The following is a 20154-nucleotide window of genomic DNA, read 5'->3' on the forward strand; positions in this document are numbered from 1 at the left end:
TGGGGAGATTACTTGTCGAGCAAGCAGGCAACACCGGGCAGCTCCTTGCCTTCCAGGAACTCCAGGGAGGCGCCGCCGCCGGTGGAGATGTGGGTCATCTTGTCGGCGAAGCCCAGCTGAGCCACAGCAGCAGCGGAGTCGCCGCCGCCCACGATGGTGATGGCGTTGGTCTCGGCCAGAGCCTTGGCCAGAGCGCGGGTGCCCTCAGCGAAAGCGGGGAACTCGAACACGCCCATGGGGCCGTTCCAGATCACGGTGCCGGCGTCCTTCACGGCGTCGGAGAACAGAGCGATGGTCTTGGGGCCGATGTCCATGCCCATGCGGTCGTCGGGAATGGCCATGGTGTCCACCAGCTCGGGAGTGGCGTCAGCGGAGAACTCAGCAGCGCACAGAGTGTCCACGGGCAGCAGGAACTTCACGCCCTTCTCCTTGGCCTTGGCCATCATCTCCTTGCAGTAGTCCAGACGGTCCTCCTCCAGCAGGGAGGTGCCCACGGTGCCGCCCATAGCCTTGATGAAGGTGTAGGCCATGCCGCCGCCGATGATGATGGTGTCAGCGATGTCCAGCAGGTTGTTGATGACGCCGATCTTGGAAGAGACCTTGGCGCCGCCCAAAATGGCAACCAGAGGACGCTTGGGGTTGGCCAGAGCGCCGCCCATGATCTCCAGCTCCTTCTCGATCAGGAAGCCGGACACGGCGGGCAGGTAAGCGGCCACGCCAGCGGTGGAGGCGTGAGCGCGGTGCACGGTGCCGAAAGCGTCGGACACATACACCTCGGCCATATCAGCCAGAGCCTTAGCAAACTCAGGATCGTTCTTCTCCTCGCGGATGTCGAAGCGGAGGTTCTCCAGCAGCATGATCTGACCGGGCTGGAGAGCAGCGGCCTTGGCCTTGGCGTCCTCACCGATGGTGTCGTTGGCGAAGATGACCTCGCAGCCCAGCAGCTCGCTCAGGCGCTTGGCAACAGGAGCCAGAGTCAGGGACTCCTTCCGCTCGCCCTTGGGCTTGCCCAGGTGAGAGCAGGCGATGACAGCAGCGCCCTGCTCCAGCAGGTACTTCAGAGTGGGCAGAGCAGCCACGATACGCTTGTCGTCAGTAATGGCACCGGTGGCCTTGTCCTGGGGGACGTTGAAGTCGCAGCGGCACAGCACCTTTTTGCCCTTTACATCCAGATCCTTGACAGTCTTTTTGTTGTAGTTCATGTTCAGGCTCCTTTCAAAGTAACAGGGAAAATATTACCTTAATGGTATATAAAATTGGGTTGCAGGGTGGGGAACACCCTGCGCTTTCGCAATCCCATTGCGAACAAAAATCATCCGTCCTCAGCCATACTGCCTGTCCCAGACAGACCAGGGAAGCCCTGCTGTTTCAGGCCACCCCCACAAAACCTGTTTTGTGGGGACCCCCGAGGATTTCATATGCGCAGGCCGGAAGTGAATTCCGTCCTGCTCCGCCGCACCAGCGGCGGCCCGCCGGGGGCGGGCTTACTCGGCCTGGGACATCGAGCCTTTCCCGGACAAGCCGGGAAAGCCCTGCTGTTTCAGGCTACCCCCACAAAACCTGTTTTGTGGGGACCCCCGAGGATTTTATATGCGCAGGCCGGAAGTGAATTCCGTCCTGCTCCGCCGCACCAGCGGCGGCCCGCCGGGGGCGGGCTTACTCGGCCTTGGCCATCGAGCCTTTCCCGGACAAGCCGGGAAAGCCTTGCTGTTTCAAGGCCTCGTAGGTGAGGATGGCCACCGAGTTGGACAGATTCAGGCTTCTGGCATCCTCCCGCATGGGGATGCGGATGCAGCGGTCCCGGTAGCGCTCCCGCAGCCACTGGGGCAGTCCGGCGGTCTCTTTGCCGAAAAACAGCCAACAACCGTCGGAAAAGGACACATCAGAGTAGTCCCGGGGCGCTTTTGTGGTGGCCAGCCACAGTTCGGGCTGGGGATGTTGGGAGAAAAAGTCGTCCAAATCGCGGTATACCGTCAACTCCACCATAGGCCAGTAATCCAGTCCGGCCCGGCGCACGGCTTTTTCACTGATGTCGAATCCCAGAGGTTCGATCAAATGCAAATGGCAGCGGGTGGCTGCACAAGTGCGAGCGATATTTCCGCAATTCTGTGGAATTTCAGGTTCCACCAAAACAATATTGACCATAATCTCCTCCTTCAACCATGGACATTATATTCGTTTATGAACCAAATTACAAGAGAAAAAATGGGGAAAACAGCAAAAAAAATAACTTTTTTTCGAGCCAAAGAAAAAACTATGAAAATCGCATAAAATAGTGGATTTTTTAACAATACATATTTTAACTATTGATAAAATTTAACAAAAATATAGATTTTACATTTTGCAAGATATTTACTGAAAATGGAAAGTGAAAAATTTTGTGCAGACAGGGAACTTTTTGCCCCCCTCATGCGTCCAAGTGTACGGCGAGGACAGGGAGGCCTGACCCGCCGGAGAATATAAGAAAACATATAAAGTAAGGAGAACTGCAACATGTTGAAGAAGATCGTGACGCTTGCTATGGCCGCCATGATGGCCGTCGCCCTGGTTGCCTGCGGCAACACCGCCGCTAAGCCCACCGCCACTCCCGAGCCCGTGGACCTGGCCGCCTTTGCGGAGAAGTACGTCTCCGAGCAGTTGATGCCCCCCCTGCTAGACACCAACGAGGACATGGGCAAGCAGATTCTGGACACCAGCTACGCTGGCCTGAGCGACCTGGACCTGGAGCAGTGCCTGCCCTACGTGTCCATGATGAGCATCAACAACACCGAGATGGTGCTGGTGCAGACCAAGAACGCCGATGACGTGGCCAAGGTCAAGGAGATCTTCCAGGCCCGCATTGACAACATGCTCAACGGCGGCACCTTCTACCCTGAGACCATTGAGATCTGGCAGAACAACGCCGAGATCGTGGAGAAGGGCAACTATGTGGCCCTGGTGGTGAGCACCGACAAGGACGCCATCGTGGAGGCGTTCAACGGCCTGTTTGCCTAATTGTTCCGGTCAACCGCCTGTTGCGCCCTCACAATTTGAGCATTTGGCAGAAATTTAGCCAGGCTACCCAACAGGCCCACACGGGGTGTTGCATTTGGCAGCACCCCGTGTTACCTTATAAAGAGCGATTTTGTCAACTGAGGTGACTGCCGTGGTATTCTCTACCCCTTATTTTTTGTTCTTATATCTGCCCATGGTGCTGCTTTTGTACTATATTTCTCCTTTGAAGTGGAGAAATCTGGTGCTGATGGTGGTAAACCTGATTTTTTACGGCTGGGGCGAGCCGGTGTATATCATCATCATGCTGGTCAACATCACCGCCAACTATGCATTTGGCCTGGTGGTGACCCGATGCAAACAAAGGGAAAACCAGCGGGGGGCCAAGATTGCTGTGGCTCTTTCCGTGGTGTTCAACCTGGCTTTGCTGGGCTTTTTCAAGTACTGGGACTTTATTGCCGGGTCTCTGGCCAGTCTGGGGCTGGACGTGATGCCCCAGCTGGGGCTGGAGCTGCCCATCGGCATCTCCTTCTATACCTTCCAGACCATGAGCTATACCATTGACGTGTACCGGGGGGACTCCCGGGTGCAGAAGAACCTCATCACCTTTGGCACCTTCGTCACCTTGTTTCCACAGCTCATTGCCGGGCCTATTCTCCAGTATAAGGACCTGGACGCCCAGCTGGAGCAGCGGGACCACACCGCGGAGCGGTTTGCCCTGGGTGTGCAGCGGTTTTGCGTGGGTCTGGCCAAAAAGGTGCTGCTGGCCAACAACCTGGGCAAGCTGTGGGACGTGTATCTGGCCACACCGGGGGCGGAGCTGACCACCCTGGGAGCATGGCTGGGCATTGTTGCCTTCTCTCTCCAGCTGTACTTTGACTTCTCCGGTTATTCGGACATGGCCATCGGCCTGGGTCGGATGCTGGGCTTTGAGTTTATGGAGAACTTCAACTATCCCTATATCTCTAAATCCGCCACCGAGTTCTGGCGGCGGTGGCACATTTCCCTGGGCAACTGGTTCCGGGATTATCTGTATATCCCCCTGGGGGGCAACCGGGTGGGCAAGGGCCGATTGATGTTCAACCTGCTCATCGTGTGGGCCGCCACCGGCATCTGGCACGGGGCCAGCTGGAACTTCCTCATCTGGGGCCTATACTATTTCGTCTTTATCATGCTGGAAAAGCTGTGGCTGGGCAAGTATCTGAAAAAAGCCCCCGCTGTGCTGACCCACCTCTACGGCATCTTCGTGGTGGTGGTGGGCTGGGCCATCTTCGCCGTGGAGGACTTCACCGCCATGGGCCTCTATCTCAAGGCCATGTTCGGCATTGGCGTGAGTCTGGTGAATGGGGATGCCCTGTACTACCTCTTCAACTACCTGCCCATGCTGGTGGTGGCCTGTGTGGCCGCCACCCCCTTGGCCGCCAAGGTGTGGCACAAGATTCCCGCCAAGGTGTGGAAGCCCGCCCTGCCGGTGCTGGTGTGCCTGGCCCTTGTGGTGGCCACCGCCTACCTGGTGGACGGCACCTACAATCCCTTCCTCTATTTCCGATTCTAAGGAGGTGAACCGCTGTGAGTAAAAAGTATGCTGCATTCATTACCGCTCTCTTCTGCGTGTTCATCTTTGGCTTTGGGGCGGCGCTGCTGATTTCCCCCGACCGGGACTTCTCCCAGCAGGAGAACCGCTATCTGGCCAAGTTCGAGGCCCCCACTCTGTCCACCTTGAAGTCCGGCGAGTTTATGAAGGACTTTGAGCAGTACGTCATCGACCAGTTCCCCCTGCGGGACGGCTGGATTCAGCTCAAGGCTTGGTGCGAGCGGCTGGTGGGCAAGCAGGAGAACAACGGAGTCTACCTGGGCACCGACGACGGACAGACCCTCTTTGCCCAGTACACCAAGCCCTCTGCGGAGGACCTGGCCCGTCGGGTGGGCTACGTCAACCAGCTGGGGGCCAATGTGGACGTGCCCGTGTACTTCGCCCTCATCCCGGACAAGAGCTACGTGTGGGCCGACCGCCTGCCCCACCGGGCACCTCTGGTGGACGACGGGTCCACCATTCAGGAGTCCATGGACCTCACCGGGGAGGACGTGACGGACATTGACCTGCGGGATGCCTTCAGCGGGGACGATGTGTTCTACCGCACCGACCACCACTGGAGCCTCTTCGGAGCCTTCCAGGGCTATGAGGCCCTGACCCAGGCCATGGGCGTGGAGACGGTGACCCCGGAAGGAGAGCCCACCCGAGTGAGCGACTCTTTCTACGGCACCACCTACTCCTCCAGCGGAGCGGGCTGGGTGAAACCCGACGAGATCTACACCTGGGTCAGCGAAGAGGGCATCACCGTGACGGCCTATCCCAAGGGCCAGCCTGAGCCCGGGGTGTTGTACGACAAGAGTTATTTGGAGAAAAAGGACAAGTACTCCATGTTCCTGGGGGGCAACAAGCCTCTGGCCGTGTTGGAAAATCCCCAGGCCCAGGGCGGCAAGCTGCTGGTGATTCGGGACTCCTACTCCGACGCTCTGGCCCCCTTCCTGGCCCAGAGCTACCAAGAAGTGCACCTGTTTGACGTGCGCTACAACCTCAACTCGGTGCAGCAGTACGTGGAGGAGAACCACATCGACCAGGTGTTGGTGCTCTTCTCCGCCTCCAACTTCTCCACCGAGTCTAACCTCTTTGTCATGGGCCGCTAAAAACCCCATAGAATTGTCTGACGCACAGTCCGCCATTTTGGACTGTGCGTCAGTGTTTTGATATATGAGAGAACACCCCGGGTCAGGGTGGCGGTCAAAGCTGGTGTTGGCACATCCGCAGCAGCTGCCGCGTGAATAAACCGATTTGCGGTTTATTCAGCAGACATTACTATAGAGACAGTGTAACAGGTATATGGAGGGGTATGCGCACCCTGCTGGAGCAAATGCTGGAGCTGGCCAAGGGGGACGCATCTGGGCCACCAGCAAGCACGGGGTGAACACCTTTTCGGTGGAGCTGACCATGGCGTAGGAGTGTAGTTGCTACAGCTTGAGAGAAAAGAATCGAAGCCCATGCAGACCATAGACATGGTCTGCATGGGCCAGACTGTCGAAAAAGCTCACGTCAATGCAAGAAGGGCAGATGATCTTGCATCGTCAAAAAGCCCTCGGCAGAGTTTTTCCATCCGAGGATGGAAAAATAAATCAAAATCTGTTTTTTTCGGGGACATGAGCATCGAAAAAAACACATCTCAGCCCGCCAGTGTGGAATCGGGTCGTCCTTTGACCCGATTCTGCGCGCAGCGGGCTGCATCCCCTCGAAAAAATGCTTGCATTTTTGAGAAGCGTGTCGAACTTTTTCGACACGCTCGAAGCCCATGCAGGCCATAGACATGGTCTGCATGGGCTTCTTTCATGGTTGTCCGGCATCTGCCAGCAGCCCGTCTTCGATGTGAAGTACCCGGCGGCACTGCTGCGCAATGTTCTTGTCATGAGTGACCAAGAGAATGGTGACCCCGGTGTGTGACAGGGCGGAAAACAACTCCATAATCTCTCCTGCTGTTTTCTGGTCTAGGGCTCCGGTGGGCTCATCGGCTAAGAGAAGCTTTGGGTGATTGATGATGGCCCTGGCAATGGCCACCCGCTGCTTCTGTCCGCCGGAGAGCTGGGAGACCAGCGTGTTGAGCTTGGACTCCAAACCTACTTGGGTTAGTACCTCCTGAACCCGTTGTTTGCGCTGGGAATAAGAGAGGTGGGCAGATTGGTCGAAATATAGAGGTAAGGCTACATTTTCTATGACGGTCCGCTGGGGCAGAAGTCCGAATTCCTGAAGGACAATGCCGATGTACTGGTTTCGAATCCTGGCCCGCTTGCGTTCGTTGAGGGTGGAGACCTCTTGACTGTCCAGATAGTATCGGCCGCTGGTGGGGACATCCAAACAGCCGAGAATATGCAGCAGCGTACTTTTTCCGGAGCCGGAGGTTCCAACGATGGCACAGAACTCTCCTTCCGAAATGTCCAGACAAATTCCCCGAAGAGCTTCCACCTGGGCCTGTGTATTCGGAGCATATGTTTTAGTCAATGATTCCAGATGTATCAGCGCCATTCTTGCCACCTTCTGATGATATCGATGGGCTGCTGCCGATGCATGCTTCTCCATGTCAGTGTCATGGGGAGGCCAAACAGGGCGAGCAGCAAAAGCGTGGATGTTACCATAGTCGTTCCTTGCAGTGCACGACGCCAAGAGAGAAAGAGGCAGGATACGGCAACTGCACCCGCGACAAGGATCAGGTCGCTTCCTGCCTGTATGAGCATGCAGCTTCGCCAGTTCGCCCCACAGAGGTAATACAAGGCATAGGTGCGGAGCTGTCGGTGTATGGAAAGGTAGATTTGCACGGAAAAGCCGATGATACACAGCAACAGCATGGCTCCACACATGAGTATGGATCGGTGCATAGCTAACATGGAGGACAGCAAATATTCGTCCAGACTAGCTTGGGCGGTGAAGACGGTACCTGTGGTGTTCAGCGCAGCATCGCCCCCCTCTTGGGACAGATACAGGTATATACCCGTAGGCTGAAACCAGGATGCCGACTCCGGGGTACATACCAACAGCATGGAGGTTGGCTGACGCTCCACAGGGGTGATCGTCCCCATGGCGAAGGGGAGTACCGGCATCCAGTCTCCCTCCAAAACCCCGGCCACTGTCACCTCCAGCGTTTGGGCCGATACACCCCATAACTCCAGCTCTAACTGACTGCCTAGGGGGTACTGCTGGGCCAAACTACGGGAAATATAGGCCTGCGTTTTCTGGGGGGTGGCCGGGAGTTGAGAGACAAAGGGGAGTGACAGGGAATCCAGCGTTTCCTGAGATATGGGCTGACACAGGACGGACTGATCCAGGACCGGGTCGTAGCAACTGTCGGACTGTAACACTTGGCCGCAGTCAAGAAAGCTCTCTAGAGGCTCGGCTGCGGGCGTATCGGTCCACATCAAGTTGCTTACTCCCATACGTTGTGCCCAATAAGCCGTTTGCAGCGTGGGAAGCAGCCGCACCATCAAAATATTGCAGGAGACAAGTACCAGTGCCATTTGTATCATCAGTTTTAGGGCATGTCTAGGATGGTCCATGAGGCTGGCCCACATTTGTCCAAACATACATTCACCCCCTGTGAAGCACTGCTGCGCAGCGCAGGATACGGCCCCAAAACCATGCCAGTATGGACAGAGACAGAACATACACGGCAGTGGCAGCGATAACGTACACCGGGCTTATGGGCTGGAAGAAATGCAGCCACGCCCGCAGAGGGTATGCGGCATGGTACAGAATGGCCCCCACGCCATATCCGGCAAAGATCAGAAGGATGATAGGTAGCCAAAAATTCATGCGGAGCATGCCTGGTGGAATGCCGCAGATGCGGTAAATGATGAACTCGTAGCTTCTCCGCCGCAACAACTCACCAAACAGCTCATGGGACACCAGCAAACAACAGGACAGAAGTAGGATACACAGGATGAAATCGGTGAGCAGTGTATTCATATCCATCTGGGAGAAGGCGTCAGCCTGACATTGGGGAGCTGCGTCGAGAGAAACCAGAAGACTCACCCAGGCTTGTCGATCCGAATGGGGTAGGGGATGCGGGAAGGTGACTGTGGAGACATTCAGGGCCAAAACTGAGCTGTGCAATGCCAAAGCATAGGGGGCATAGAGGTCTGTTCCGCGGCAGAGGCCCACCACCCGGAGAGATTCTCCGCCCAGGAACATAGTGGAATCCGGGGGATAGACTTTGCCCAGAGAACTGTTCTCCCCCAGTACCACCACAGCGGCGCCGTGTTCCAGTTCCTCCTGGGAAAACCAGCGACCCTGGACCAGTTCTGGCGTTGCAGGTTCCGAATCCACCGTAAGTATATCGCTACGGGTATTGTCTAGAATGGCTACAGCTTGGAAGGAGGTGGAGGTCTCCGGGCTGAGGTCGATAGTTGCCTGGGAGGACAAAGAGAGATTGGACACGGATGTTACCGTCCCAAAGGATTGATGAAAGAGCACTTCGTCCAACTTCTGATTTCTCTGACTGGGTTGGGGGATGGGGAGTAGATTCAAGTTCCATACCCGCTCCGCTTTGGCCAGAGCGGAGGAGTCCTGGATGGCATTTTCCAGAGCTGTTAACAGCAACAGCATGGATGTTACGGTGACAGCGAGGGTCACCAGAAGAAGGAGAAGAAAGCGCCATTCTCGGCGGAAAAAGTACAAAGTCCAACGAATGCTTTGAGTCATATCAGCACCCAATCTCCAAACGCTCACCTAAAGCGGGCCAAAGGCGAAGAATGAGCCGCCCCACACACCAACCGATGAGCATAGCAACGACAAAATAAATCAAATCGATTCCGGTAATCGTGTACCAAGTCCGGGTAAGAAGAATGATGATGGTCCAGTGTACCAGGTAGTAGGCCACGAATATTCCAGTATACAGGAGAAAACGAGTGATCCTTCTAGGAGGTCGTAACATCAGGGTCAGCAGAACTCCGGGCAAAAGGGCAGGGAGGAAGAACCGATTGGCCTCCTGAATTTCCAACATATAACTGGGATGCTCGAGGAGGGTGAGTAGGTTTTCCTTAAAGTATGGGAAAAAGACCTGGGAATAATTAGGGAATTGAGCCAGGGGATCCTCCATTCCAAGGGGGAAGTCAAGAAGCGCAGAACAGCTAGCCTGGTACATAGTTAACACTAAGGCGGCCATGCCGACCACCCGCAGCCGATTCTGGGTTCTTTTATATTCTCGTATACAGAAGAACAGGAGAAATACCCCGCAGATCATGTGGGTAATCAGCCCACGGCCCAAATATGTATAGGTGACAGGCATGAGAAAAGACCCCCTTATGACAAAAATCAGCCAGCTTGAGCAAAGAGGTGGATGTTACCTCGGTATGTGTAGCTTCCGGTATTGATAGACCGAGTGGAGTAGGCGAAGGCGTGAGAGGCCAACATTCCTGCCAAGAGAAGGCTGGCGATCACTTTACTTGCGACGGATGCTCTTTTATTCGTAAATGTGCTCCTTTCTGTGATTGTAAATGACTCCAAACTGCTCTAAAAAGTGTCTGTAGGAATTATACATAGGAATCACCTCATATGCCCTATAAATTTGGATGCTTTAACAAATTATACCATGGAGCAGAGAGGAAGTAAAGGGCAATTTTTGATAGAAAATATTGTCTAACTTTTGGGGGTCACTTCAGTTCGGTTCTGCATCGTCTCAGATGGGGAAAAAACACAAGTTTACCAAGAAAAATAAATGATCTTTTATGGGTAAAAAGCCCTCGGCAGAGTTTTCCCGCCCGGGGGCGGGAAAATAAATTGAAATCCGTTTTTTTCGGGGACATGTGCATCGGAAAAAACACCTCTCAGCCCGCCAGTGTGGCCTTGGGTCGTCCTTTGACCCAAGGGTGCATGCAGCGGGCTGCAACTTTTTCCGAAATATGCTTGCATATTTCGGAGGGCTATCCGCCCAAGTAAGCCTTCTTTACGGATTCATCATTGAGCAGCTGGGCGCCCGTGCCAGTGGAGACAATCTTGCCCGTCTCCAGCACGTAGGCCCGGTCGGCCACGGACAGGGCCATCTGGGCGTTCTGCTCCACCAGCAAAATGGTGGTGCCCGCCTTGTGGAGATTGCGGATGATGTCAAAGATCTGTTCCACCAGGATGGGGGCCAGACCCATGGACGGCTCGTCCAGCATCAGCAGCTTGGGGTTGGACATGAGGGCTCGGCCCATGGCCAGCATCTGCTGCTCGCCGCCGGACAGGGTGCCCGCCACCTGACGGCGGCGTTCGCTCAGGCGGGGGAACAGCTCATAGGCCCGTTCCAGACCACCTGCCACGGTGGACTTGGGCTGGCTGTAAGCGCCCATCTCCAGGTTCTCCTCCACCGTCATCTGGAGGAAGACCCGGCGTCCCTCGGGGACCTGGGCCAGGCCCTTGCCCACCAGCTTGTGGGCGGGGTGGCCCATGATATTCTCCCCCATAAACTCAATGGAGCCGGTGCGGGAGTGGAGCAGGCCGGAGACGGTCTGCAAGGTGGTGGTTTTACCCGCCCCGTTGGCGCCAATGAGGGTGACGATCTCGCCGTCATTGACCTCAAAGGACACTCCCTTGATGGCGTGGATGGCGCCGTAATAGACGTTGATGTCGTTGACCTTCAGCATGGTCTTAGCCCTCCTTCTGTTTGCCCAGATAGGCCTCGATGACCACCGGGTTGTTCTGAATCTCCTCGGCGGTGCCCTTGGCGATGATCTGGCCGAAGTTGAGCACGCAGATGCCCTCGCAGATACCCATGACCAGGTTCATGTCGTGCTCAATGAGCATGATGGCAATGTGGAAGGTGTCGCGGATTTTCACGATGTTTTCCATCAGCTCCACCGTCTCGGAGGGGTTCATGCCCGCCGCCGGTTCGTCCAGCAGCAGCAGAGAGGGGTTGGTGGCCAGGGCCCGGACGATCTCCAGCCGCCGCTGGGCACCGTAGGGGAGGGAGCCAGCCTTGTGACCCGCCAGATCCTGCATGTCGAAGATGGACAGCAGCTCCATGGCGCTCTCGTGGGCCATTTTCTCCTGTTTCCAGTAGTTGGGCAGGCGGAGGATGCCGGACAGGGCATTGTATCGGGTCTGGTTGTGGAGGCCAATCTTCACGTTGTCCTCCACGGACAGGTTGTTAAACAGCCGGATGTTCTGGAAGGTACGGGCGATGCCCATGCGGTTGACCTGGGCGGGAGTCTTTCCGGCGGTGTCCATGCCGTCCACCAGAATGGTGCCCCGGGTGGGGTGGTAGACCTTGGTGAGCAGGTTGAACACGGTGGTCTTACCGGCGCCGTTGGGGCCGATGAGTCCGGCGATCTCGGTGCGGCCCACGGTGATGTTGAAGTCCTTCACCGCTGCCAGACCGCCAAAGTCGATGCCCAAGTGGCTGCACTCCAGAATGGGGGACTTGTAGAGGTCACGCTCGGGGATGATGGAGTGGCTGGGGACGGGGACCATTTTCCCTTTTTCAAACACTTTTTTAGCCATTGACGGCGGCCCCCTTTCTTCTCTTGGGAATCACACGGCTCAGAGCCGCCTTGAAGCGTTCGTTGTTGGTGGCCAGCATCACCAGGATGAGGACCACGGCGTAGGCCAGCATGCGGTAGTCGGAGAATTCACGCAGGGCCTCGGGCAGGACGTACAGCACCACGGTGGCGATGATGGAGCCCCAGATGTTGCCCAGACCGCCCAGCACCACGTACACCAGCACCAGGATGGAGGTGTTGAAGTCGAACTGGTCGGCGCTGACGCTGGAGTAGTTCAGGCCGAACAGCGCGCCGGCCGCGCCTGCCAGAGCGGCGGAGGTGACAAAGGCGATGAGCTTGTATTTGGTGACGTTGATGCCCACGCTCTCGGCGGCAATGCGGTTGTCCCGGATGGCCATAACCGCCCGCCCGGTGCGGCTGCGCACCAGGTTGAGCACGATGATGAGGGTGATCATCACCAGCACAAACCCGGCGGTAAAGGTGGCAATGCGGTGGTTGCCGGCGGCACCCTGGGCGCCCTTGATGATCTGAATGGCACCTTCCTCCAGGTGCAGGCTGTCCATGGTCTTGGTGCCGTCGATGTTCAGGGCGATGTGGAGCCCGTTTTCATCCCAGCCCACCAGCAAGCAGTTGATGATGCCCTTGATGATCTCGCCGAAGGCCAGGGTGACGATGGCCAGGTAGTCGCCCCGGAGACGCAGCACCGGGATACCCACCACAAAGCCCACCACAGCGGCCAGAATGGCGCCCACCACCAGAGCCAGCACCAGCCGGACCAGCTCATTGGGCACAGAGCTCTGGAGGCTCATGGACACGATGACGCCGGAGAAAGCGCCCACACTCATAAAACCGGCATGGCCCAGGGACAGCTCACCCAGAATGCCCACGGTGAGGTTCAGCGACACCGCCATACAGATGTAGCAGCAGATGGGCACCAGCATACCCGTCATGGAGCGGGTGAGCATTCCAGCGGACTGGAGCAGGGTCACAATCACAAAGGCGGCGATGACGCCCAGATAGGTGGCGTAGTCCACCTTGGTGATGGTTTTCATGTTTTTGAAGTAGTGTTTCATATCCGCCACCTCACACTTTCTCAGGCACGTACTTGCCCAGCAGACCGGAGGGCTTCACCAGCAGCACCACGATGAGCACGGCGAAGAGGATGGCGTTGGACAGCTGGGTGGAGATGTACGCCTGGGCCATGGACTCAATGATGCCCAACAGAATGCCGCCCAGGAAGGCCCCGGGGATGGAGCCGATGCCGCCGAACACGGCGGCGGTGAAGGCCTTGATGCCGGGCATAGAGCCGGTGGTGGGCAGCAGCACCGGGGAGTAGGAGCACAGCAGCACCCCGGCGATGGCGGCCAGAGCGGAGCCGATGGCAAAGGTCATGGAGATGGTGCGGTTGACGTGGATACCCATGAGCTGAGCCGCGCCCTTGTCCTCGGAGCAGGCCCGCATGGCTTTACCCATCTTGCTGCGGTTGGTAAACAGGGTCAGACACACCATGATGACGATACAGGCGGCCACGGTGAGCAGAGCCACATAGGAGATGCGCAGCTGGCCGCCGAACAAAGTCAGCTGTCCGCTGATGACGGGGGTGAAGTTCTTGGGGTTGGCCCCGAAGAGCAGCTGGGCGGCGTTTTGCAAAAAGTAGCTCACGCCGATGGCGGTGATGAGCACCGCCAGGCTCCCCGCCTCTCGCAGAGGGCGATAGGCCAGGCCCTCAATGACAATGCCCAGCACCGTGCACACGGCCATGGCCAGCAGCACGCACACCAGCGTGGACAGCCCGGTAGCCACCGCCGAGGGAGAATCCCCCAACAGGGAGCCGCTGGCATAGGTCATGGAGTAGAAGGCCACATAGCCGCCTACCATGATGACGTCGCCGTGGGCGAAGTTGAGCATCTTGGCGATGCCATACACCATGGTATAGCCCAGGGCGATGATGGCGTAGATGCTGCCCAGACTGATACCGGTGATCAGGTATGATAGAAATTCCATAAGCTCTCGATCCTCTCTTTTTCTCCTCTATTCCAGGAGCCAGAACGGAAGGGGTTCCGTGCCGGCTTCTGGGATAGAAATACAGAGTGGCTGCCGGAGCCCGGCAGCCTGCCCTGTGTTTTATTCGGATTGGATGGTTGCGTCAGGGAGTGACGTAGGTGCCGTCCTTGATGATGACGGCGGCGGGGTCCTTGGACACGGCGCCGTTGTCGTCCCAAGTCATCTCAGACCCGGCGCTGGTCAGACCCACCACAGACAGATCGCCCATGGCCTGGATGAGGCCGTCGCAGATCTCCTCGTTGGACATGTCGGGGGTGACACCGGAGGCCTTAATGGCTTTGTAAAGGATGTACACGGCGTCATAGGCATCGGCGGCGAACTGGTTGGGAGTCTCGCCGTGGCGGTCCTTGTACTCGGTGACGAAGTTCTGAGTGGCTTCGTCCTCAGCGTCGGCGGAGAAGGGAGTGAGCAGATACACACCCTCAGCCAGAGAGGCATCGAAGCCGTCAGCGGTCAAAATGCCGTCCATGCCGTCCACACCGAAGAAGGTGGGGGCGTAGCCCATGGCGTTGGCCTGGGTCAGAATGACGGAGGCGGGGGTGTAGTAGATGGGCAGGAACAGCAGGTCGGCTCCGGCGGACTGAGCACCGGTGAGCTGCACGTTGAAGTCGGTCTGGCTGGAGCTGTCGAAGGTGCCCTCATAGACCACGTCCATGCCGCGGGTCTTGGCCTCGGCGGCGAAGGTGTCCCGGATGCCCTGGGAATAGGGATCGTCATTTTTATAGATGATGGCGATCTTGGCGTCGTCGAAGTGCTCGTCGATGTACTGGGCGGAGCGGCTGCCCTGATTGGAGTCGGTGAAGCACACCTGATAGGTGTTGTCGTTGCCCTCAATGACGTCGTCACCGGAGGCGGAGGGGGTGAGGGTAAACACCCGGTCCTCATTGGCCAGAGGAGACACGGACAGGGCGGGCTTGGAGGTGACGGTGCCCACCAGCATCTGCATGCCCTTGTCCATCAGCTGGTTGTAGGCGTTGACCGAGGTCTCGGGGTCGTTGACGTCGTCAGCGGAGATGAGCTGGAACTGGATGTCACCGCCCAGGGCGTTGATCTCATCCACAGCAATCTGAGCGGCGTTGACCACGTTGGTACCGTAAATGGCGGCGTCTCCAGTGAGGGGGCCCACCACACCCACGGTGAACACGTTGGAGTCGCTGCTGCCTGTATTGTCCTTGTTGCCGCAGCCGGCCAGCATACCCATACACATGGCGCCTGCCATGAGCATTGCTGCAATCTGCTTCTTTTTCATTGTAACAACCTCCCATTTTACCGATTTAACACGCTGCAAGAGAATCGGTAAGATTGTTGACAATTATAGACCTGGGTCATGGGATTGTCAACCTTAAAAATGAACAATGACCGTCCACGTGGGACGGTCATTGTATTGCATACTGACGACAAAATGTCTTAGATTACCAGGCCGCCGTTGGGAGCCAGCACCTGACCGGTGACAAAGGAGGCCCCTTCCGAGGCCAAAAACAGGGCACAGGCGGCGCATTCCTCCGGCGTTCCGATGCGTCCCAAGGGGGTCTCGTCGGCCAGGGCGGCCAGGTCTTCGGAGGACAAATGGGCGTTCATCTCGGTGGCAATGACGCCGGGGGCAATGCAGTTGACCCGAATGTTTGAAGGGCCAACTTCCTGTGCAAGCGCCTTAGTGTAGGCAATGACGGCACCTTTTGTGGCGGAATAAGCCACCTCACAGGAGGCCCCCACCTGGCCCCATATGGAGGAAATGGTGAGGATGCACCCCTCTTTGCGGTGGACCATGTGGGGCAGTACGGCCTGGCAGCAGTAGTGCATGCCGTCCACGTTGACGCCGAAGAGGGTTTTCCACTGCTGGGGGTCAATGTCCGTCACCAGACCCACATGGGACAGGCCAGAGCAACAAATCAAAATGTCAAGTTGACAAAAATTTTCTAACACATTGTCAACCATGGTTTTGGCCTGGACGGGGTCGGACAGGTCGGCGCACACCTCCAGCACGGGCACGGAGAGGGCAGAGAGCTCTTGAGAGAGAGCGTGGAGCTTGTCCACATTGCGGTGGGCGTGGATGGCCACGCCGTACCCGGCCTGGGCGAAGGCGCGGGCGGTGGCGGCGCCGATGCCGCCGGAGGCGCCGGTTATCAGAGCGTATTTCATACGATCACCTCGGGATAGAATAAAAAAAGTATAACATGAAAAAAAGGTGTTGACAAGAAAGGGAGTATTATGTATAATAGCATTCGTTCCCGCGAGCAATGGACGATTAGCTCAGCTGGTATGAGCACCTGCTTGACGTGCAGGGGGTCACAGGTTCGAGTCCTGTATCGTCCACCATAAAAACCGCTGTTTTCGAGAGAGAACAGCGGTTTTTCTTTACTTTTTCTAGGTATTCACGGGGCGAGCCCTGACCACATATTCGTTTTGACCACAGTTTAGTCACAGACAGAGTAAAAACTGCCCTCCGGAAGTGTTCCTTCCGGAGGGCAGTTTTCTTCTTTTAGACGGCTGGTTTCTTAGCTCTGAGGAGGGCCAGTTCCTGTTTCATATCTGCGATCAGTATGGCCAGCTTCTCCTCACACTCCGTCTCCGTGGGGGCGTAGATGTTTCGGGCTATGCGCTTGCCGTTGACCTTGGGGGAGTAGCGTCCCTCCCAGAGGTGATCGTTGATCTGGGTCACGCAGCCGGTTCCAGGCTTACGGTATTTGCCTTTCACCGCCTGGAAGGGGGTGGATGTGGCTGGTCTGCTGGGCTTCGGATTGGGGGGCGGCTCCACCCCGGCAATGCCCCGGTCGATGCGATCAGCGGCTCTCTGGCGCATTTCATCACTGACATGGGCGTAGACGTTCAGTGTCGTGGCGCTGGACACATGGCCGATGATGGCGGATAAGGTTTTGATGTCCATGCCATGCTCCAGGGCGTTGGTGGCGAAGGTATGGCGGAGGTCGTGGAAGCGGACGTGTTTGCATCCTGCACGTTCCAGTACCTTGGACAGCTTCTTTCGTACTGCCGCTGGATCCAAGGGGGAGTCCTTTTTTTGGGGGGAGGGGAACATCCAGCGGGAGCTGCTGCCCTCCCGATACCGGAGCAGGATGTGGAGGATGGGGCGGGGGAGAACCAGGCTTCGGTTGGAGGCCTTGGTCTTGGGCTGGGAGACCACCAGCTTCTTGTGGATGCGCTGCACCTGCCGCTCTACCTTTAATGCTCCTGTCTGCACATCCAGGTCGTCCCATTGGAGGGCCAGGATTTCCCCTCGGCGCAGGCCGGTGGATAGCTCCAGCAACAGGAGTTCATAGCACCCGTCTTCTTTGGCCTGAATCAGCAGGCGTTGAATTTCCTCCCCGGTGAGCACCTGCATTTCCTTGGGACGGGTGGTGGGTACCTTGCAGGCAGCGGCGGGATTTTTCTGAATCAGGCCCTCAGCCAGGGCCTTATCCAGTGCCATGCGGCAGGTGACGTGGCAGCTTTTCACCATCCGGTCGGATAGTCCTGGGCCGTACAGATCCCTTTGGGCCAGCCGCCCGTTTTGTTTCAGCCGTTGATAGAACTGCTGGAGATCCCCTTGGGTCAACTGGGAGAGGGGAATGTGCCCCAACTCAGGGATGATGTGCTGATAAATTCGGTTTTCGTAGTCCGTCTGGGTTTTGGGTTTGATGCCTGGTTTGCAGTACTGCTGATACCAGTGATCCAACCATGCCCCAAAGGTCATGTCTATCTTAGGCAATTTGGATGCTGCTCCCTGAACCTCCTCTTTCAGGGCTTTTAGCTTGGCTGCACATTCTGCCTTGGTTTTAGCCAGTACGTTTTTGGTTTTGGGGCGTCCGTTGTCGTCGTAGCCGATGACGTATCGCCCTTCCCATCGGCCATCCTTTCTCAGGTGGAGGCTGCCACCTCCACGTTTTCGTTTCTTTGCCATGGCTCCATCTCCTCTCCCAGCAATTCTGTCAGGAAGCCGCCCACAATGTCGGCGGCATTGCGCTGCATATCCCCAGTTACATGGGTGTAGGTGTCCAGGGTGAAGCTGGCCTTGGTGTGGCCTAGAATCCCGGACAAGGTCTTGGCATCCACGCCGCTGGACAGGGCATGGGTGGCGAAGGTGTGGCGGAGGTCATGGAATCGAATGTCCGGTAATCCAGCCTCCTGGAGCAGCTCTTTCAATCGCCGATAGGCTTTGGAGGGAGAGACGGGCTGTTCTGGCCGGAGGGGATCAGGAAAGATCCACTGGGATAGGGCGGACTGCTTTCGCTCCCGCAGCATCTGGGCTGTGCTGGAGGGGAGCAGGATGGTCCTGGTTCCTGCGTAGGTCTTGGTATCTCCCACCTCCACGCCACCGCCTTTTCTGGGGTGGATGGTGCGGCGCACCTTCAAGTGTCCGGATGCTTCATCAAAGTCTGACCATTGGAGTCCACACAGCTCGCCCCGCCGCAGACCTGTGGTCAGCTCGGTGAAGAAGAAGTCTCGCCACACCCAATCTTTTTGGATGACCGCTTTGAAGGCATCCAGCTGGTGGTGGTTCAGAATTCCCTTGGTGCGATGAGCCACCTTGGGGGTTGTTACCTTCTGGGCAGGGTTGGCTGGGAGGAGACCTTCATCTACGGCGGTTTTCAAGGCGTGATGAAGGGTGTTGTGAATCCCACGGACGGTGGTGGGACTTAGTCCCGGCCCCTGATTGCCCCGTTTGTCCATGCGTCCGTGCTCCAGCAGCTTCTGGTAGAGGGTGTTCAAGTCTTTGCCTGTGAGTTTCAGCAGGGGCTTGTCCCCCAGGTATGGTTTGACGTGGTTGTTCAAGTCCCTTCGGTATCCATCTAAGGTATTGGGGCGAATGTTTGCTGAGATGTACTCATCCAGCCATTTGTCCAACCATTGGGACAGGGTCATGCTGCTTTTCTCGGTGAGATGTACGCCCTGATAGGCGCTGATGTTCTGCCGCAGTTTGGCAGTTAATTCTCTTTGGGTATCGGCGTAGACGTAGCGGAAGATGGGAGTGCCGTTTTCCTTGTGGCCGATGACCATACGGCCCTCCCAGCGGCCATTCCGTTTCCGCACCATGCCGTCCCCGGATGCTCTGCGTTTTGCCATGGCATCAATCCTCCTTCTGTATGTGATGGCAGGTGTACTCTGTTTCCTCTTCAGGGGAATACAGTCCATCCGCCTCCAGTTCTTTTGCGATTCCCCAGGCCAGCTTGAATCCTGCGGTGAAGCTGGCCTGGGAGATTTCTTCTCGCAGCAGGGCTTGTCCATCTACCAGGTCCATGAGCCTACGCCGCTGTGCTTTGTCCAGGCAGTCCCGCACTTCTTGACGGGCAGTTTCAATCTCATGCTCCAGCTCTGTGAGGTTGGGCTTTCGGAAGAACCGCTGGTGCAGGGCTTTCATATAGTCGTTCATGTGTGCCGCCTCCTTATCAGCAACACACAATATCGAAATAGGAAGAGAATAGCCAGCGGATTTCACCACAATTATCAAACTGTTATCATTTGCTCCGGGCCAATTTCCTCGGGGCGTTTTCTTTGGTGACAGTGTGCTATTTTTGGCGTTGTGATTACCAGCCACCCATGCTCATGCCCCAGCTCAGCTGCTCCTCCTCGTGGTTGACCGAGACTACTTTATCTTTGTATCGCAACACAGATTTTTACACGCTCACATAGATCACACGGACTTCTGGAAGTCCAACACTTCCTTGAAGCTAATGTGGCCGTTGGTGCTGTTCACCTCCCGCACACTCCGGCCACGCATAAGCTCATAGGTTCGCTGATCCATGTCGGTGTCGGCAGTGAGAATGTGATTGCAGAGATTTTGTTCCACCGCCACCTTGTAGAGATACCTGCCCATGCGCTGTGCGAAGTCATCCGTGATGCCGATGAGTATGGTGGAGAGAACCTCGGGCAGGAAGGCGCTGGCGTTCTTGGTGTTGAGATAACCCAGATAGAACTCCACAGCTTTTTCGATGAACTCGCTCTGGCTCTTGCAGTTATCCATTCGATAGGTGTCCTCAATTTTCCTCCTCACAGAGGGGGTGAAAAAGACGGTTGTTTTCTGTTTTCCTTTGACCATAATATTCTCCTTTCGCTTTGAAACTATCTTGAATTCCTTGGGACTGTAAG

General features: G+C 56.7%; 19 protein-coding genes and 1 tRNA gene. 4 read left to right on the forward strand and 16 right to left on the reverse strand.

Translation table 11 applies throughout. From position 1 onward, the window contains the following. Positions 1–8: 8 nt before the first annotated feature. Together B5F12_RS07460 and B5F12_RS07465 are read right to left on the reverse strand one after the other, a co-directional pair. Positions 9–1202 carry a phosphoglycerate kinase gene (locus B5F12_RS07460; protein WP_087232633.1) on the reverse strand — a complete coding sequence of 398 codons (1194 nt, stop codon included), beginning with the start codon at positions 1200–1202 and terminating at the stop codon, positions 9–11. A gap of 454 nt (positions 1203–1656) precedes the next feature. Continuing rightward, complete coding sequence (locus tag B5F12_RS07465) at positions 1657–2145, reverse strand: tRNA (cytidine(34)-2'-O)-methyltransferase (RefSeq protein WP_204210533.1); 489 nt, start codon at positions 2143–2145, stop codon at positions 1657–1659. 348 nt (positions 2146–2493) lie between these two features. Between B5F12_RS07465 and B5F12_RS07470 the strand changes: the two genes are divergently transcribed. The 3 genes from B5F12_RS07470 (at position 2494) to B5F12_RS07480 (ending at position 5679) form a co-directional block, all read left to right on the forward strand. Continuing rightward, positions 2494–2994 (forward strand): DUF4358 domain-containing protein, encoded by a 501-nt coding sequence (locus B5F12_RS07470; RefSeq protein ID WP_087232636.1) that lies wholly within the window; start codon positions 2494–2496, stop codon positions 2992–2994. A 151-nt stretch (positions 2995–3145) separates the two neighbouring features. After that, positions 3146–4546 carry an MBOAT family protein gene (locus tag B5F12_RS07475; RefSeq protein WP_087232639.1) on the forward strand — a complete coding sequence of 467 codons (1401 nt, stop codon included), beginning with the start codon at positions 3146–3148 and terminating at the stop codon, positions 4544–4546. Between the two features lie 14 nt (positions 4547–4560). Then, positions 4561–5679, forward strand: coding sequence for a DHHW family protein (locus B5F12_RS07480; protein WP_087232642.1), 1119 nt, complete (start codon positions 4561–4563; stop codon positions 5677–5679). A 691-nt stretch (positions 5680–6370) separates the two neighbouring features. Here B5F12_RS07480 and B5F12_RS07490 read toward each other — a convergent pair. From B5F12_RS07490 to fabG, 10 genes are all read right to left on the reverse strand, one after another. Then, the gene (locus tag B5F12_RS07490) at positions 6371–7063 is read right to left on the reverse strand and encodes an ABC transporter ATP-binding protein (RefSeq protein WP_087232647.1); all 693 of its coding nucleotides are present in this window, start codon (positions 7061–7063) and stop codon (positions 6371–6373) included. Next, positions 7054–8115, reverse strand: coding sequence for a hypothetical protein (locus tag B5F12_RS07495; protein ID WP_087232650.1), 1062 nt, complete (start codon positions 8113–8115; stop codon positions 7054–7056). The genes B5F12_RS07490 and B5F12_RS07495 overlap by 10 nt, the downstream gene beginning before the upstream one ends. A 4-nt stretch (positions 8116–8119) precedes the next feature. Further along, the gene (locus B5F12_RS07500) at positions 8120–9232 is read right to left on the reverse strand and encodes an ABC transporter permease (protein ID WP_087232653.1); all 1113 of its coding nucleotides are present in this window, start codon (positions 9230–9232) and stop codon (positions 8120–8122) included. Between the two features lies 1 nt (position 9233). After that, complete coding sequence (locus B5F12_RS07505) at positions 9234–9818, reverse strand: hypothetical protein (protein ID WP_087232656.1); 585 nt, start codon at positions 9816–9818, stop codon at positions 9234–9236. Positions 9819–10452: 634 nt separating this feature from the next. Next, complete coding sequence (locus tag B5F12_RS07510; RefSeq protein ID WP_087232659.1) at positions 10453–11154, reverse strand: ABC transporter ATP-binding protein; 702 nt, start codon at positions 11152–11154, stop codon at positions 10453–10455. A 4-nt stretch (positions 11155–11158) separates the two neighbouring features. Next, the gene (locus B5F12_RS07515; protein ID WP_242954919.1) at positions 11159–11980 is read right to left on the reverse strand and encodes an ABC transporter ATP-binding protein; all 822 of its coding nucleotides are present in this window, start codon (positions 11978–11980) and stop codon (positions 11159–11161) included. A 22-nt stretch (positions 11981–12002) separates the two neighbouring features. Then, entirely contained in the window at positions 12003–13082 is a 1080-nt protein-coding gene (locus tag B5F12_RS07520) for a branched-chain amino acid ABC transporter permease (protein WP_087232665.1), read from the reverse strand. 10 nt (positions 13083–13092) lie between these two features. Continuing rightward, positions 13093–14013 carry a branched-chain amino acid ABC transporter permease gene (locus tag B5F12_RS07525; RefSeq protein WP_087232669.1) on the reverse strand — a complete coding sequence of 307 codons (921 nt, stop codon included), beginning with the start codon at positions 14011–14013 and terminating at the stop codon, positions 13093–13095. 142 nt (positions 14014–14155) lie between these two features. Beyond that, positions 14156–15322 (reverse strand): ABC transporter substrate-binding protein, encoded by a 1167-nt coding sequence (locus B5F12_RS07530; protein ID WP_087232672.1) that lies wholly within the window; start codon positions 15320–15322, stop codon positions 14156–14158. 158 nt (positions 15323–15480) lie between these two features. Beyond that, a complete protein-coding gene (gene fabG / locus B5F12_RS07535; protein ID WP_087232675.1) occupies positions 15481–16212 on the reverse strand; it encodes a 3-oxoacyl-ACP reductase FabG in 732 nt (243 codons plus the stop codon). 100 nt (positions 16213–16312) lie between these two features. Between fabG and B5F12_RS07540 the strand changes: the two genes are divergently transcribed. Next, a tRNA-Val gene (locus B5F12_RS07540) sits at positions 16313–16389 on the forward strand. A 163-nt stretch (positions 16390–16552) separates the two neighbouring features. Here B5F12_RS07540 and B5F12_RS07545 read toward each other — a convergent pair. The 4 genes from B5F12_RS07545 to B5F12_RS07560 form a co-directional block, all read right to left on the reverse strand. Next, positions 16553–17968: a site-specific integrase gene (locus B5F12_RS07545; RefSeq protein WP_087232678.1), complete on the reverse strand. Its 1416-nt coding sequence runs from the start codon at positions 17966–17968 to the stop codon at positions 16553–16555. Then, positions 17926–19131, reverse strand: a complete 1206-nt coding sequence (locus B5F12_RS07550; protein WP_087232680.1) for a site-specific integrase — start codon at positions 19129–19131, stop codon at positions 17926–17928. Before B5F12_RS07550 ends, B5F12_RS07545 begins: the two co-directional genes overlap by 43 nt. Positions 19132–19135: 4 nt before the next feature. After that, on the reverse strand, positions 19136–19438 hold the full coding sequence (locus B5F12_RS07555; protein ID WP_087232683.1) for a hypothetical protein: 303 nt from the start codon (positions 19436–19438) through the stop codon (positions 19136–19138). A 261-nt stretch (positions 19439–19699) separates the two neighbouring features. Continuing rightward, positions 19700–20029 (reverse strand): hypothetical protein, encoded by a 330-nt coding sequence (locus B5F12_RS07560; protein ID WP_143482356.1) that lies wholly within the window; start codon positions 20027–20029, stop codon positions 19700–19702. Positions 20030–20154: the final 125 nt, after the last annotated feature.

The sequence above is a fragment of the Pseudoflavonifractor sp. An176 genome (assembly GCF_002160435.1).
Lineage (GTDB): Bacteria > Bacillota > Clostridia > Oscillospirales > Oscillospiraceae > Enterenecus > Enterenecus faecium.

Bases quoted from the DNA above. Each gene is read 5' to 3' on its own strand.
- B5F12_RS07460 (WP_087232633.1), bottom strand. From the start codon at position 1,202: ATGAACTACAACAAAAAGACTGTCAAGGATCTGGATGTAAAGGGCAAA.
- B5F12_RS07500 (WP_087232653.1), bottom strand. From the start codon at position 9,232: ATGACTCAAAGCATTCGTTGGACTTTGTACTTTTTCCGCCGAGAATGG.
- B5F12_RS07520 (WP_087232665.1), bottom strand. From the start codon at position 13,082: ATGAAACACTACTTCAAAAACATGAAAACCATCACCAAGGTGGACTAC.
- B5F12_RS07470 (WP_087232636.1), top strand. From the start codon at position 2,494: ATGTTGAAGAAGATCGTGACGCTTGCTATGGCCGCCATGATGGCCGTC.
- B5F12_RS07550 (WP_087232680.1), bottom strand. From the start codon at position 19,131: ATGGCAAAACGCAGAGCATCCGGGGACGGCATGGTGCGGAAACGGAAT.
- B5F12_RS07560 (WP_143482356.1), bottom strand. From the start codon at position 20,029: ATGGATAACTGCAAGAGCCAGAGCGAGTTCATCGAAAAAGCTGTGGAG.
- B5F12_RS07525 (WP_087232669.1), bottom strand. From the start codon at position 14,013: ATGGAATTTCTATCATACCTGATCACCGGTATCAGTCTGGGCAGCATC.
- B5F12_RS07510 (WP_087232659.1), bottom strand. From the start codon at position 11,154: ATGCTGAAGGTCAACGACATCAACGTCTATTACGGCGCCATCCACGCC.
- fabG (WP_087232675.1), bottom strand. From the start codon at position 16,212: ATGAAATACGCTCTGATAACCGGCGCCTCCGGCGGCATCGGCGCCGCC.
- B5F12_RS07545 (WP_087232678.1), bottom strand. From the start codon at position 17,968: ATGGCAAAGAAACGAAAACGTGGAGGTGGCAGCCTCCACCTGAGAAAG.
- B5F12_RS07505 (WP_087232656.1), bottom strand. From the start codon at position 9,818: ATGCCTGTCACCTATACATATTTGGGCCGTGGGCTGATTACCCACATG.
- B5F12_RS07530 (WP_087232672.1), bottom strand. From the start codon at position 15,322: ATGAAAAAGAAGCAGATTGCAGCAATGCTCATGGCAGGCGCCATGTGT.
- B5F12_RS07490 (WP_087232647.1), bottom strand. From the start codon at position 7,063: ATGGCGCTGATACATCTGGAATCATTGACTAAAACATATGCTCCGAAT.
- B5F12_RS07465 (WP_204210533.1), bottom strand. From the start codon at position 2,145: ATGGTCAATATTGTTTTGGTGGAACCTGAAATTCCACAGAATTGCGGA.
- B5F12_RS07555 (WP_087232683.1), bottom strand. From the start codon at position 19,438: ATGAACGACTATATGAAAGCCCTGCACCAGCGGTTCTTCCGAAAGCCC.
- B5F12_RS07515 (WP_242954919.1), bottom strand. From the start codon at position 11,980: ATGGTCCCCGTCCCCAGCCACTCCATCATCCCCGAGCGTGACCTCTAC.
- B5F12_RS07495 (WP_087232650.1), bottom strand. From the start codon at position 8,115: ATGTTTGGACAAATGTGGGCCAGCCTCATGGACCATCCTAGACATGCC.